Annotated in this window: 11 protein-coding genes; 9 read left to right on the forward strand and 2 right to left on the reverse strand. The window is 60.5% G+C overall.

Annotation, left to right across the window (positions count from 1 at the left end; genetic code table 11):
* Nucleotides 1-114: 114 nt before the first annotated feature.
* Nucleotides 115-771, forward strand: coding sequence for a tetratricopeptide repeat protein (locus ACP7B7_RS21170; RefSeq protein ID WP_426077981.1), 657 nt, complete (start codon nt 115-117; stop codon nt 769-771).
* A 7-nt stretch (nt 772-778) separates the two neighbouring features.
* Here ACP7B7_RS21170 and ACP7B7_RS21175 read toward each other — a convergent pair whose 3' ends face one another.
* Entirely contained in the window at nt 779-1,750 is a 972-nt protein-coding gene (locus ACP7B7_RS21175) for a ribonuclease Z (protein WP_426077982.1), read from the reverse strand.
* 86 nt (nt 1,751-1,836) lie between these two features.
* On the opposite strand from ACP7B7_RS21175, the gene ACP7B7_RS21180 reads away from it, so the two are divergent.
* From ACP7B7_RS21180 to ACP7B7_RS21215, 8 genes are all read left to right on the forward strand, one after another.
* Nucleotides 1,837-2,007 carry a hypothetical protein gene (locus ACP7B7_RS21180; RefSeq protein WP_308922319.1) on the forward strand — a complete coding sequence of 57 codons (171 nt, stop codon included), beginning with the start codon at nt 1,837-1,839 and terminating at the stop codon, nt 2,005-2,007.
* A 151-nt stretch (nt 2,008-2,158) separates the two neighbouring features.
* Nucleotides 2,159-3,997 carry a lipid A export permease/ATP-binding protein MsbA gene (msbA, locus tag ACP7B7_RS21185; RefSeq protein ID WP_308922318.1) on the forward strand — a complete coding sequence of 613 codons (1,839 nt, stop codon included), beginning with the start codon at nt 2,159-2,161 and terminating at the stop codon, nt 3,995-3,997.
* 604 nt (nt 3,998-4,601) lie between these two features.
* Complete coding sequence (locus ACP7B7_RS21190; RefSeq protein ID WP_308922317.1) at nt 4,602-5,345, forward strand: hypothetical protein; 744 nt, start codon at nt 4,602-4,604, stop codon at nt 5,343-5,345.
* 89 nt (nt 5,346-5,434) lie between these two features.
* Entirely contained in the window at nt 5,435-6,781 is a 1,347-nt protein-coding gene (locus tag ACP7B7_RS21195; protein ID WP_308922316.1) for a caspase family protein, read from the forward strand.
* Nucleotides 6,782-6,830: 49 nt separating this feature from the next.
* Nucleotides 6,831-7,754, forward strand: a complete 924-nt coding sequence (locus ACP7B7_RS21200; RefSeq protein WP_308922315.1) for a DUF4384 domain-containing protein — start codon at nt 6,831-6,833, stop codon at nt 7,752-7,754.
* Between the two features lie 27 nt (nt 7,755-7,781).
* Entirely contained in the window at nt 7,782-10,766 is a 2,985-nt protein-coding gene (locus ACP7B7_RS21205; protein WP_426077983.1) for a tubulin-like doman-containing protein, read from the forward strand.
* A gap of 78 nt (nt 10,767-10,844) precedes the next feature.
* Complete coding sequence (locus ACP7B7_RS21210; RefSeq protein ID WP_308922313.1) at nt 10,845-11,573, forward strand: tetratricopeptide repeat protein; 729 nt, start codon at nt 10,845-10,847, stop codon at nt 11,571-11,573.
* A gap of 108 nt (nt 11,574-11,681) precedes the next feature.
* Nucleotides 11,682-12,197, forward strand: coding sequence for a MarR family winged helix-turn-helix transcriptional regulator (locus ACP7B7_RS21215; RefSeq protein ID WP_426077984.1), 516 nt, complete (start codon nt 11,682-11,684; stop codon nt 12,195-12,197).
* Here ACP7B7_RS21215 and ACP7B7_RS21220 read toward each other — a convergent pair.
* Nucleotides 12,187-13,536 (reverse strand): chloride channel protein, encoded by a 1,350-nt coding sequence (locus ACP7B7_RS21220; protein ID WP_308922311.1) that lies wholly within the window; start codon nt 13,534-13,536, stop codon nt 12,187-12,189. The two genes, ACP7B7_RS21215 and ACP7B7_RS21220, sit on opposite strands and share 11 nt — an antisense overlap.
* Between the last annotated feature and the right edge of the window lie 43 nt (nt 13,537-13,579).

Here is a 13,579-nt window from a genome sequence, read left to right on the forward strand (position 1 = left end):
GTCTCTTGCTTGTTATGCGCGCAACTGTACCCGTCTTCAACTGAACACTCAAGCCTTGCGCCTGCGTCTTAGAATGGTCGCCATCCATCAAACGCCACCAGACAAGGAGCTTGCATGACCCTATCCGCAGAATCCCTCAACGAAGCCGGTATCGACGCCTATAACGACGACAACTACGCCGAGGCGTACAAGCAGTTTCATGCGTCGGCCAGCACCGGCGATGCGGCCGGCAAGCATTTCCTGGCCAGCCTGTACTACCAGGGCCAGGGCGTGACGCAGGATCTGGCCAAGGCGGTGGCGCTGTTTACGGAAGCGGGCGAGGCCGGCTATCCGCCATCGCTGGCCAACCTGGCGCTGATGTATGCCAGTGGCGATGGCGTGCAGCAAGACGTGCAGCAGGCGCTGGTGTTTGGACGCCAGGCGGCCGAGGCCGGCGATGGGCAGTCGCAATTCAACCTGGCCCAGGCGTATCGGCGCGGCGTCGATATCGCCCAGGATTTCGAGCAGGCCGCCTACTGGTACAAGACGGCGGCCCAGGCCGGTTCCTTGTCGGCGCAGAATGAGTATGGCTTGCTGTATGCGCAAGGCCAGGGCGTGGAACTCGATTACGTGGAAGCCTATGCCTGGATCGCCATGCCGGCCGCAGCGGGCGACGAGCAGGCGATCAAGAACCGCGACCAGTTGCTGGAAATCCTCACCCCGGCGCAGCTGGAAGAAGCCAGGGCGCTGGCGGCCGAATATGCCGGCCTGTATGGCAGCGATCCCTACTGATCATTGATCAGTCTGGCTTGCGCGCGTCGACCTTGCTCAGCACGCCAGTAGCATCGAGCGCATAGCTGTCGAAATCATTCGCCAAAAACAAGGTGCCCGCATAGTCCAGGCGCGCTTCCGCTTCCAGCTCGGCCATGCCGTCGCGATGGTGGTAGCGCGCGCTGAAGTGCGTCAAGATCAAATTCGGCATGCCGCAGCTGGCGGCAAATCGGGCCACCCGCTGCACCGAACTATGGGTCGGCCCCGGCCCCGCCTTTTGCAGCATCGCTTCCGTGTAGGTGGCCTCATGCACCAGCAGTTGCGCACCCTGGCAAGCCTCCTGCAGCAGGGCTGGCGTGTCGTTGTCGCCGCCCACCACGATGGCGGCCCGGTCTGTTTTCGTGATACGGAAGTCGGCGCTGCGCAGCTGCCGGCCGTCGTCGAGCAGCACATCCTGGCCTGTTTGCAACTGCCCCCAGACGGGGCCGGACGGCACGCCCTGGGCCAGCAGCGCCGCCTTGTCGAGTTTCCATTTATGCGTTTCCAGCGCAAAACGAAAACCCACGCTGGCCGCGCGGTGCGACAGCGGGTGCTGGGTAATCGTCAGCCCCGCTTCCTGGTGGACGACGTGCGCGCTGTTGACGTCGATATGGATCAGCGGATAGGTCAGGAACAGTTCCGTATGCAGCAAGGTGGCGTCCAGCCAGGCGCGGATGGCCGGTGGCGCGATAATGAGCAGGGGCCGCTTGCGCCCCGTCATCGAGGCGCTGGCCAGCAGGCCCGGCAAGCCATAGCTGTGGTCGCCATGCACATGGGTGATGCAGATGCCGGCCAGGTCATGCACCGACAAAGGAAGGCGTTGCAAACGGTGCTGGGTGGCTTCGCCGCAATCGACCATCCACCAGTCGCGTCCCAGGGTGGTTTGCACGGCCAGCGAAGTGACGTTGCGGTAGCGGGTGGGCACGCCGGACGAGGTGCCGAGAAAAGTCAGTTTGAACATGGCGCAATTATGCTTCACGGAAAGTGATTTGTGCGTGATTACAACGAAACGTAACCGGACGTGCAATTTGCAATACGAAATGTACAATGAATGAATACAACAGACGGCGCCCGAGCACCGCGTTTGATTTACCTGTGTTTGTCTTCATTCACCCCCCCAAGGAGTACAACATGCACACACCAACCAAGAAAATCCTGACCGTGCTGGCGCTGACCGCGCTGGTGGTGGCCACGGCCGCAGGGTTCGGCAGCCTGTAAGCAGGCACCATCGTTTCATCCGGACCCGGGCCGCCACAGGCCCGGGTTCTTGTCTGCAACAGCAATTACCGCCGCAGATAGGCGCTGCATTCTCCGTGGCAAGCTCCCGCACGCGTTAGAATCACGCTTTCCCTTTTATTTCCCCATCCACATGCAGCAAAGCCGCCAACTGTTTTTCCGCCTGGCCAGCCAATTTCGCCGTTATGGCGCGATCGTCGCCTTCACCCTGCTGGCCGTGGGTGTGGCCTCGGCCACCGATGTGCTGCTGATACGCCAGTTGCAGAATGTGGTCGACGCCATGCGCGCCACGGCCAGCGAGCACGTGGCGCCGGCCACCACCGGCATCATGGGCCTGCTGCAGGGCTGGGTCGACCGTTTCCTGCCGGCGCAGGCGGGGCAGGTCGACCTGTGGGTGATCCCGGCCACCATCCTGGGCCTGGCGGTGATGCGCATGGTGTCGAGCTTTGCCGGCGACTACGGTTCCGTCTGGCTGTCGAGCCGGGTGCAGGCCGATTTGCGCGAGCAGATGTTCGCCACCATCATGCGCCTGCCCAGCCGTTTCTTTGACACCACCACCACCAGCCTGACGCAGTCGCGCGTGGCGTTCGACGCCAGCCAGGTGTCGCAGGCGGGTCTGAACGTGCTCAACGTGGCGGTGCGCGATTCGGTGGCCACCATCGGCTACCTGGTGTTGCTGTTCAGCATAGACGTCAAGCTGGCGCTGTTCTGCATGGCCACCATGCCCATCATCGCCGTCATCGTGACCCTGGCCGGGCGCCGCATGCGCCACCTGAGCAAGAGTTCGCAGCAGGCGGTGGGCGAGCTGACTTCGGTGCTGGACGAGAGCATCGGCGGCCAGCGCGTGGTCAAAATTTTTGGCGGACAGGATTACGAGCAGGCGCGCTTTGCCGACGTGGTCAAGCGCAACCGCCAGCTGGCCGTCAAGCATGCGGCCACCTCGGCCATGAACTCCGGCATCATCATGATGCTGGTGGGTATTACCTTGTCGTCGGTAATCTATTTTGCGTTGCTGCGCGCGCAGAGCGGCGCCATCACGCCGGGCGCCTTTGTTGCCTTCATGGGCGCCCTGATGGCGATGCAGTCGCCGATCAAGAACCTGACCAAGATCAATGAACCGCTGCAGCGGGGCCTGGCCGCGGCCGAGTCCGTATTCGGCCTGATCGACACGGAGCTGGAGCCCGATCCGGGCCAGGCCGCACCGGTGGCGGTGCAGGGCAATCTGTCGCTGCAGAACGTACACTTCCGCTACAACACGGACGACCCCGATGCGCCGACCGCATTGAAGCATGTTTCGCTCGATATCAGGGCCGGTGAAACGGTGGCGCTGGTGGGCGGCTCGGGTGGCGGCAAGACCACCTTGCTGGGCCTGCTGCCGCGCTTCTATGACGTCAGCGGCGGCCAGATCCTGCTCGACGGCGTCGATCTGCGCGATTACCAGCTGCTGGCCCTGCGCCAGCAGTTTGCCCTGGTCAGCCAGGACGTGATCCTGTTCAACGACACGGTGGCGGCCAATATCGCCTATGGCGACCCGGCGCCCGACCAGGCGCGCATCGAGGCGGCCGCGCGCGCCGCCTATGCGCACGACTTCATCATGCAGATGCCGCAGGGTTATGCGACGCCGGCCGGCCAGAACGGTTCGCGCTTTTCCGGCGGCCAGCGCCAGCGCCTGGCGATCGCGCGCGCGCTGTACAAGGACGCGCCGATCCTGCTGCTGGACGAAGCGACCAGCGCGCTGGACACGGAATCGGAACGGCAGGTGCAGGCCGCGCTCGAAGTGCTGATGCGCAACCGCACCACCATCGTCATCGCCCACCGGCTGTCGACGATCGAAAGCGCCGACCGCATTGTCGTGATGCAGGGCGGGCAACTGGTCGAGTCCGGCAGCCATGCGGCCCTGCTGGCCAGCGGCGGCGCCTATGCGCGCTTGCACGCGAGCCAGTTGTCGTCGGTCAAAGCAGCCGTCAGCTAAGTTTTCTTTCTGGCGTCGGCATTCACCGTCGGCGCCACCTGCCATCTCCTCGTGCCGCAGCCCTGCGGCGCGGGCATCATCGTGTCGGCCTGTTCTGCCATCCGCGTCGTCGGATATTCTTTTGCTCCCGCGCTTCATCGTCCCGCATGCCTTCTGCCATGACAGGGAAACTTCCTGGTTTTCCGTCCGCCGCGATCCGCATCATCTTCCTACATTAAATTCACTCATTGAATTCTATTCAATAGTAACAAGTTCGATTGAATTATCAAGGTAATAAAATTTATTTCATTCTTAAAAAATAATTTATTGTCAATAATTATTAATTGGCGTTTAAGTATATTTCCATTGATTTGAAATTGAGCTACAATGATTCCGCATGGAAACACGAGTTCTGATTATCTTCAATGGTGGGATTTTTTCTGCCGATTGTCGGTGATGATTTATCGCCGCAATCGAGGGTTGGTCACTTGATTGTTTTTCAAAAAATGTCGTGCTATCGCTGATGAGTTACCTGTCAAGCCAGTATTCATGCGGGGCCGCGGTTGTATTGCCGGGGCCAAGAAAAATCCATCCCGTCTTTTTACTTGAAATGAAATCTACAATCATGAATCTGATTTTCTCATCGTCAAAACTCAACGCTGCGATGGTATGCGCCCTCGCACTCCTGTCGGCGAATGCGTCCGCGCAGGAATCGGCATATGCCGACCTGAATTCATGCGTACAGTCGGAGCAATTGACGGCAACGGCCAAGGGCGCCGCAGTCGGTGCGCTGGCAGGTTTGGGGGCCTCCTTCCTTGGCGGCATGAAGAAAAAAGACGCAATCAAGGCCACGGCACTCGGTGCGGTCGCCGGCGGCGGCATCGGTTTCGTCAAAGCTTATTACGAGGCTACCAATATCTGCTACAAGAAGAATCCGAGCTGGGTTCCTGCTTCCAATATCACCCGCTCCGCCACGCTGGCGCAGGCAAAGAAAGACGCCAAATACAAGCCGAGCCAGGGCATCGTGACCGGCATCGTCAAGATCGACATGCCCGAGTCGGTCAAAAGCGGCACCGCGAGTATTCCCATGAATACGGTGTTTAATGTGTTGACGCCGGATGATGCTGAAATGCAGGTAGAAATCGTACGGAAAGTCTACGTTATCGAAGATGGTAAGGAAGAACTCATGCCATTTACTGCCGGCAGTCCGTCGGAAACCAAGACGTTTGAACCGGCGCAGCATACCGACACGGTGAATTATGAATTGAGCTCGAATTTCAAGCCTGGCATGCAGCTGCGCTACGAAATTCAGATCAAAACCGCAACCACTGCGGTGGTGGCTGCAACCAAAACCGTCTCAATTATCTGAAAAAAACTCGATGTTATCGGTGGCGCCCGGAACCGTAAATGACGCGGTGGCCGGTGTGCCATGTTCATTTCTCTCTTCAAGTCACTTTCATGATGAAATCGATCTGGCGCGGCCTGATGGTCCTCGCGGTGTTGTTGCTCAGCGGTTGTGCCGCCAATCAATTGCCGGGCTATCAGCATGTTTATTATTCATACGATATTCCGCCCGAATTGCTGCAGAAAATTGCGGTCAAATTCAAGCAGCATGGATTGACGCAAGCGTCGGTGGTGCGCGATGGCGTTGGCCGGGTACGCTTGGCTGGCAATTACGACGATGAACAGCAAGTCGAGCGGGCGTTCATCATTGCCCAATCCATCGTCGGCTTGAAATCGACCTCGCCGATCTATCCGGAAAATATCAAGGTCAAGCGCTGGGAAATCGACGCGCGGCAGGCCAGCGACGATTTCTTCAAGCAACGTAGTGCACGCAAGCTGGCGGTGCTGACGGTGCCGCAGAAGCGTGCACTGGTGGTCGGCATCAATACTTTCCGCGACAGCGCCAGCCTGAAGCCGATTCAGGGCGAAGATGATGCGAAAGTCGTTGCCGAGCGCCTGCGCCGCGCCGGGTACCAGGTAACGTCGTTGTTCGGCGAGCAAGCCACCAAGGCCAATATCGAATCGAAGATCGCCGAAGTGGGCGATAGCCTGCGCGCCAATGACAGCCTGTTCATCTATGTATCGAGCCACGGCACGCCGCCCGTTCCGTCGCCGGCCGGTATCGATCAGCGACGCATGTCCATTATTGCCGTCGATTCAGGCAGTGTCGATGGCCGCAAGCGTGGAAAGACGGATTACTTGCTGCATCTGCAGGAAACCTCGGTGTCCGACACCCTGGTACAGCAACTGGCACAAAAGTCCAGCCGCGAAACGCGCGTCTTCATCGACACCTGTTACAGCGGCGAGATGCTGAACGACATCAAGGATGAATCGACCGCCTTCATTCTGAAAGCCAACAATGGCCGACCCGAAAGCGAAGGCATTTCGATGGCAGCCTGGAGTGGTGAAAAATTTACCTCCAAGGCAATTGTCTTCAGCCCCGAGGAAGTGGCCGCCAGCGACAAGGCGAAACGCCAGGGCGTGCCGCAGAAACTCGACCGCAGCCGCAGCGGCTATACCGTGATCACCGCTACCAGCGAAGGGCAGGAGGCACTGGGGCCGAAACATGATGTCGGCGTGTTCGACAGCCCGGTCGCGCCTTCTCAAAAACTCAGGGGATCGTTCTTCACGCAGGCTTTCTTTGCTTATCTGGAACAAAGCCAAGGCGAGATCGAGCCGGCTTTCGAGCGGGCCCGCGAGTTTACCTCCGCCAAGGCCACTGTGCTTACTGATGGCGAAAAACAGCAGGTGCCACGCAAGTACAGCACCTTCCCCGTCAAGCAGGACAATTTGTATCTGTGAACCCCAGCGGTCCGCCTGGAGCGGCCCGCCCATCCCTGGAAAGCAAATCATGCAAAGAACCATCATTGCACTCTCCCTCGCGCTGTTGATGAGCGGTGTTTCGGCCCAGGAGGGCTATAGCGCCAAGTCGCTGTTTTTCGCCGAAGACGGCGCCGTCTCGACGGCCAATACGGGCACGCCGGCCCCGGTCCCGGCGCCGGCTGCGGTCCCGGCACCGGCCGAACCGGTGCAGACGGCAAAGAAGAAAGCCGCCGTCAAGAAGACTGTGGTTGCCTCGGCAGCGAAAGCCAAACCTGCGGCGCAGATCGGCACCAGTTACTTTATCCGTATCAAGAATATCGACGGTACGACGCGCGATGTGCTGGCCAGCCGCAAATTTTCGACCGGAGATAAATTCCAGTTGGGCGTCAAGGTCAATCGTCCGTCCTACGTCTATGTGTTGAACCAGGCGCCGGATGGCAAGGTGACGCAGATTTATCCGCAGCCAGGCAAGGATAATTTCATCGACGCCATGGGCACGGTGTTCTTGCCAGCGCGCGGCGCCTTTGAATTCGAAGGGCCGCCGGGCACCGAGCAATTGCTGGTGTATCTGTCGGCCAAGCCGCTCGAGGTTGCTGCCACGGCGAAGATCGACGGCATGCAGCCCGACCTGGTGGCCAGCAGCGGCGGCGTGAGCAATCCTTCCGGCCCTGCCTGCCCGCAGCCTGCCGTTACCGCCACCGAATGGAAAACCGTCGATGAGTCGCAGCCGCGTCTGGCCGATGCCGGCTACAGCGCCAAGAGCATCGTGTTTGCCCAGGACAGCGAGTGCGCCGCAGTGCCGGCAAGCGGCCAGGGCTATGCTTCGAAAGCGATCGTCTTCAGCGAAGATGTCCAACCCGATACCGGTGGCCATGTGGCGGCCTATATCGTGAAGAACCTGACCAGCAAGGAAGACGGGCTGTACTTGAAGCTTCAGCTGTCGCATCAATAACTTCGATTACCTATTCCATAGAATCCCATGTCAAATAATCATCTGATCGTCGGTCTCGGCGGTACGGGCGGCAAGATCATTCGCCAGATCAAGAAAACCATCGAACGCAACAAGGACGCCGATGGCGTCAGCGTGTCCGATGCGCGTTTCGATTTTCTTTATATCGACACCTCCAGCGACGAGCTAGACAAGCGCGATGAGTGGAAGGTGCTGGGCAAGGATATCGAACTCGATCGCGGCCAGGTGGCCATCAATACCGCCAGCAATATCCGCCCGGTGCTCGACGATCCCGGTTCGTTCCCCGGCATGAAAGGCTGGATCGAGCCGCGTGCGATCTTCGATTTCGTCAAGCCCGGTATCGCCGGTGCGGCGCAGCGGCGCAAGCTGGGACGCATGGTCTTCGCGCAAAATGCACCGAAGTTCGTCAAGGCGATCGAGGAGCGTGTGCATGACCTGCAAGCGCAGGGCAAGACCGGCGTCACCATCCACGTCGTCTGCGGCCTGGCTGGCGGCACCGGCAGTGGCTCCGTCGTCGATGCGGTAGCACAGATCAGACACCAGTTGCCGGAGCACGATAAATATCGCATCCTGATTTACGCTTTCCTGCCCGAGAAAAATTCGAAGCGCGTCAAGGATGTGGCTGGGTTCTCCAACTATTATGCCAACGGCTATGCCGCGCTGGCCGAACTCAACGCCATGGCGGTCGGCAAGTATCATCCGATCAATCTGCTCGATGGCGTGCCGATGGCGCACGATGTGTATTTCAATGGCTGCTACCTGATCAACAATGTCAACGAACATGGTATCCAGTTCGAGGTGGAGTCCGAGCTGCCGACCATCGTGGCCGAATTCATTTACCAGAAGACCCTGAACAAGGCCTGGGAAGGCCTGAACCGTGCCGAGAAGGGCGAAAACGACATCATCAATTTCGAGACCGAGGAGGACGTCGGCAAGGCGCGCGCCAAGCTGTTCCTGTCGTTCGGCATCAAGCGGGTGGTCGTGCCGGAGCAGGAAATCAAGGAATTTCTCGCCTACGGTTTTGCCGAGCAGGCCAGCCGCCAACTGATGTTCAACAATTTCCGCCAGGGCGAGGGCTATGCCGATGAAGCGGTGGAAAAGGACTGGGGTTCCGAGGTACGCAAGCCCGAAGTGCTGCAAAGCCTGCTGTTGACCGATGCGCATCTGACGCTCGACACCGGCATACTGGACGACGATATCAAGAACAGCAACTGGAAACCGCCGCAGGAATACTGGAAGCAGATCGTCAGTCGCCTGGCGCCTGAAATCAAGGCCGACAAAGTGATCGAAGAGACCGGCTGGATCGATGCGCTCAACACGCGCCTGGCCAAGGTATTCGATGATACCTATCGAACCATGGGCGGGGTACGCAAGTTTTATGAAGTGAAAGGCAATGCACGTCTGGACATGGCACGCCATATCGGCCGGCATATCGAAAAAGAATTGTTCGGGCGGTGGAAATCCGGTACTGCTTCCCTGTTGCAGTTGCGCCATTACACGGATGCACTGGTGCTGGCGCTGGACGAAAAGCAGGACCTCTTCCTGGAACGCATTGCCAAGATGCCAAGCGTCATGCAGGGCATTCAGCAGCGCAATACGGAGCTGTCGGTGCAGTTTAACAAAGTCGGCTTTTTGGGCAAGCACCTGACGGACAAGCGAGGAGGGCTGTTTGCCGATATCGCTACCCAGCATCAGGACCTGTACATTGCCCGCACCGCGCTCGAAGGCATGCGTTTTGCCACGAGCTTGCTGCCTTTCGTGAAAGAGCAGTTGCTGACCTTGCGCGGCAAGATTGACGAACTGCACCAGAACCTGGCGGTGGCCACCGATCAGTTCAACCAGGAACGGGCGGCGCGCCTGGGCGCGGCCGATGCCGCGTATCAGAAACGCATCTTTGACATGGGCGCGATCAGCGCCATTCTGAAGGCGATGATCAGCGATGAAATCAGCCAGGCCGCGCGCACGCAGCGCGTACGCCAGTCCCTGATCAACCTGGCCGGTGTCGAGGTCGATTCTTTCGAGAAACTCAATCGCCATATTTCGCTGGGCAGCATCATTTCCACGCTGTCGCAGGAGTCGGCGCGCATCGTGGAACTGGCGCACGGCGAGATCGCCAAGAACCTGCCACCTGTGTTGCATGTCAATATCGTCGAGCGCCTGCAGAAGCAGTATGACGCCAATAAGAGTGGCCTCAAGCAATTCGTCCAAAGTCTGTACGATGAAGCTGGCAGTACGCTGGTCTTCAACAAGACCGAAGTCGACCGCACGGTTGGCGGTGCCAGTCCCGGCGTGTATGAAACCGTGGGGGTCTTCCTGCCTGCGTGCGAACACCAGAAAGCATTCCGGGCGGACCTGGAAAGCGAGTTCAGGTCGCAGCGCGACTCCGCCTCGGCGACTACCATCAGCGTAGGCCAGATGCCGAACCAGATCGTGATCATGAAGGTCACCGCACTGATGCCGCTCCGCTACACGGAATCGCTGACTTATCTCAAGCGTCATTACGATGGTCTGATGGCTGATCATAACGAATCGTATCTGTTGCATGGCGAAGGCGATGGCAAGAAGCTGCCACCGCTGTTTGCACGTACGGCAACGGAAACCCAGGCGCGCGGCATGCGCAAGCCGACCTTGCTGCTGGCGAACTTGCTGCAGATGATCAAACAGCGCACGAATCGCCAGTCCGGCTTGCCCGAGTGGGTGTTCATTGCAATGGAGGATGGCATGCCATCGTCCAAGGTCCTGTCCGGCAAGAGCTTGCAGGATGTGCTGGAAACCGAGCATCCGATCGACCTGCAGAAAGCCATCGAAAAGGAAGTGGCGCGCAAGATCGACGCGGAATACCAGCATATCGACCAGAAGACGTCGCTGTTCAGGCAATACACCGAGCTGGCAAACCAGTGTTTCGAGGCGGCCGGCCAGGATGACCAGGATCCGCAGTTCCTGGCACTGCGTTCGCTGCGCGATCCACTGCGCACGCTGATACGCATGCCGTAAGCGAACCGGGTAACGATCAATCATGGTGCGCCAGCGTGATGCTGGCGTACCGGTCCCACAACAATAAAAGGTAAGAAAATGGCAAAATACAAATGCCCGACGCTCGGTGATTGCGACAAGGCCAATTCTGGAGAGGTGTTCGAGCGCTCGCCCGGTGATGATTTGAAATGCCCGCAATGCGCAACGCTGCTGGAATTGCAGGCTGGCACTTCGGGTGGCTCTGGTGGCGGCAATAAAAAAGTGCTGGTAGCGGCCATCGCCGGCGTGCTGGTGCTGGGAGCCGGTGCCGGTGGTTACTGGTACCTGACGCGTCCCATCGCTGCGGCAACAGTGATTGCCGAAGCGGCCCCCGCGCTCATCGAGGCTGCGCAAACGGTGGTCGAACAGGGCAAGAGCGCTGTGCTGGCGCCCGATGACCAGAAAACCAAGGCTTTGCGTATCGAAGGCGACCAGAAGCTGGCCAGTGGTGATGCGGCGGGTGCCGAGGCGGCCAGCAGCAAGGCCGCAGCCAATGAAATGCTGAAAGCGGCGATTTCGAAAATGGCGCAAGGCAAGCTGGATGAGGCCGAAAAAGAGCTCGGTGAGGCGCGCTTGCGCGATCAGAAAAATGTACTGGTGTCCTACAACATGGCGATACTGCGCCTGAAGCAGAACCGCACGGAGGACGCGCTGGCTGAGTTCGAACGCAGCTTCAACGATGGCTTCAGCTATTTTGACCAAATGGCGCAAGACCGCGATCTGGATACGCTGCGCAAGGACAAGCGCTTCCAAGAGCTGTTGAGCCGCTATCCGGTGCAAAAATCCTGATCGTCTGATTCCTGATGTGTCTGCCAATGCCGTTGGCTGCCGCCATGCCGATACAGGTATCATGTCGGCGTGCGGCGATCAGGGCCGGCACACTATCAGGAGATGGCTGTGACGCAAGACAATACATCCGCGCAAGCGGTGGCTGGAGTGGATGACGCGGACAAGGCGCGCAGCCTGGCGCTGCAAAGCCTGCGCGTGGTGATGCGCGCGGCGCAGCGCCATTCGATGCAGATCGAAAAGCAATGTGGCGTGTCGGGCGCGCAATTGTGGGTAATGCAGGAAGTGTACGACCAGCCAGGCCTGCGCATCGGCGAACTGGCGGTGAAAATGTCGATCCACCAGACCACGGCCAGCAACCTGGTCGATGCGCTGGTGAAAAAAACGCATCTGCGCAAGGCGCGCGACCAGCCCGATCAACGGGTGGTCACCCTGCACCTGACCGACACCGGCCAGGCCGTGATCGCGGGCGCGCCACAGCCGGCGCGCGGCTTGCTGCCCAGTGCGCTGGGCCGGCTCGATGCGGCTAGCCTGGCGCAGTTGAACAGCGGGCTGGCGGCCCTGCTGGCGGTGGTGGCGCCCGACGACCGCCAGGCGGGACTGCAGCCGCTGGCGTTTACGATGTAGCTGGCGCGGCTGCAGCAGGCTGGGCGGTCCTGGGCAGGCGCTGCAGCTGCAATTGCGCCAGCGCCCCGTACAGTGGTTCGCTCAGCACGCGCGAGACGGTGCTGGCGACCACCGCGCAGGCCATCAGGCTGAGCACCATGCCGTGGCCGTCGACCATTTCCATCACAATAATGAATGCCGTCAGCGGCGCTTGGGTGGCGGCCGCCAGGAAGCCCACCATGCCCAGCGCGATCAGGGCCGGCGCGTGCGGGTAGTGCAGCAGCAGCGCGATATCGTGGCCGATGCCGGCGCCGATCGCCAGCGACGGGGCAAAAATGCCGGCCGGTACGCCCGACCACACCGTCAGCCAGGTCGCCACGTATTTGAAGGCGACAAAGGCGGCCGGCACGTCGGCGGCGCCGTCAAGCATGGCGCGCGTGGCCACGGTGCCGCTGCCGAAGGTGGCGCCATGGCTGGCGACGCCGATCACCGCCACCAGCAAGCCGCAGGCGGCGGCGAACAGCACCGGCCGGTCCTTGCGCCAGGCCGATAATCTGCCCAATGGATTGCCGCGCGTGGAAGCGAGCAGCAGCCGGGCGAACAGGCCGCCGGCCACGCCTGCCACCAACGTCACCAGCAAGCCGGGCAAGGCCAGCGCCAGGCCGATCGGACCCGGGTGGATCACGCCGAAGTGGGTGGCGTTGCCGTGGATGGAGACGGCCATCATGCCGGCCAGCACGATGCCGGCGACGATCAGGCCGCTGTTGCGCTGTTCCGGCGAGCGCGACAATTCTTCGATGGCGAACATCACGCCGGCCAGCGGCGTATTGAAGGCGGCGGCGATGCCGGCCGCGCCGCCGGCCACCAGCAGGGAGTGCGGCGACACCAGCGACTGCTGCGGCAGCCAGCGGCGCGCGGCCAGCATCACGCCTGCGGCGATCTGCACCGATGGCCCCTCGCGGCCCAGCGAGAGTCCGCCGAGCAGGCCACCCGCCGTCAGCGCGATCTTGGCGGCCGACAGTTTCAAGGAAACATACAGCGAACGCTGTCCGGCACCCACCGACGGGTCCAGCGCCGCCATCACCTGCGGAATGCCGGAGCCGGCCGCGCCGATGGCGTAGCGCCGCGTCAGCCACACCAGCACGGCGGCGCACAGCGGCGTCCACAGCAGGGTGAACCACCAGGCCTTGGCATTAAAAAAGCGAAACAGCTCGAGCGCTTCTTCCGCCAGCCAGGTAAAACCGACCACCACCAGGCCGGCAATCGCCGCCATGCCGACCACCACCGCGCGCGACCACCACAGGCGCGGGTCGGCAAATTCATGCTTGAAGGCAGAAGGAATATCGTGCAAGTGCTTCATGGTGGCAAATCCGGGAGGGGTGGCGCGTGGCGTCGGGAGACTT

The organism is Janthinobacterium sp. PSPC3-1 (genome assembly GCF_049896105.1).
GTDB lineage: Bacteria > Pseudomonadota > Gammaproteobacteria > Burkholderiales > Burkholderiaceae_D > Janthinobacterium.

Coding starts and splice junctions, on each gene's coding strand:
- ACP7B7_RS21195 (WP_308922316.1), top strand. CDS start 5,435: ATGATGAAATCGATCTGGCGCGGCCTGATGGTCCTCGCGGTGTTGTTG.
- ACP7B7_RS21175 (WP_426077982.1), bottom strand. CDS start 1,750: ATGTTCAAACTGACTTTTCTCGGCACCTCGTCCGGCGTGCCCACCCGC.
- ACP7B7_RS21170 (WP_426077981.1), top strand. CDS start 115: ATGACCCTATCCGCAGAATCCCTCAACGAAGCCGGTATCGACGCCTAT.
- ACP7B7_RS21205 (WP_426077983.1), top strand. CDS start 7,782: ATGTCAAATAATCATCTGATCGTCGGTCTCGGCGGTACGGGCGGCAAG.
- msbA (WP_308922318.1), top strand. CDS start 2,159: ATGCAGCAAAGCCGCCAACTGTTTTTCCGCCTGGCCAGCCAATTTCGC.
- ACP7B7_RS21210 (WP_308922313.1), top strand. CDS start 10,845: ATGGCAAAATACAAATGCCCGACGCTCGGTGATTGCGACAAGGCCAAT.
- ACP7B7_RS21200 (WP_308922315.1), top strand. CDS start 6,831: ATGCAAAGAACCATCATTGCACTCTCCCTCGCGCTGTTGATGAGCGGT.
- ACP7B7_RS21190 (WP_308922317.1), top strand. CDS start 4,602: ATGAATCTGATTTTCTCATCGTCAAAACTCAACGCTGCGATGGTATGC.
- ACP7B7_RS21180 (WP_308922319.1), top strand. CDS start 1,837: ATGAATGAATACAACAGACGGCGCCCGAGCACCGCGTTTGATTTACCT.
- ACP7B7_RS21220 (WP_308922311.1), bottom strand. CDS start 13,536: ATGAAGCACTTGCACGATATTCCTTCTGCCTTCAAGCATGAATTTGCC.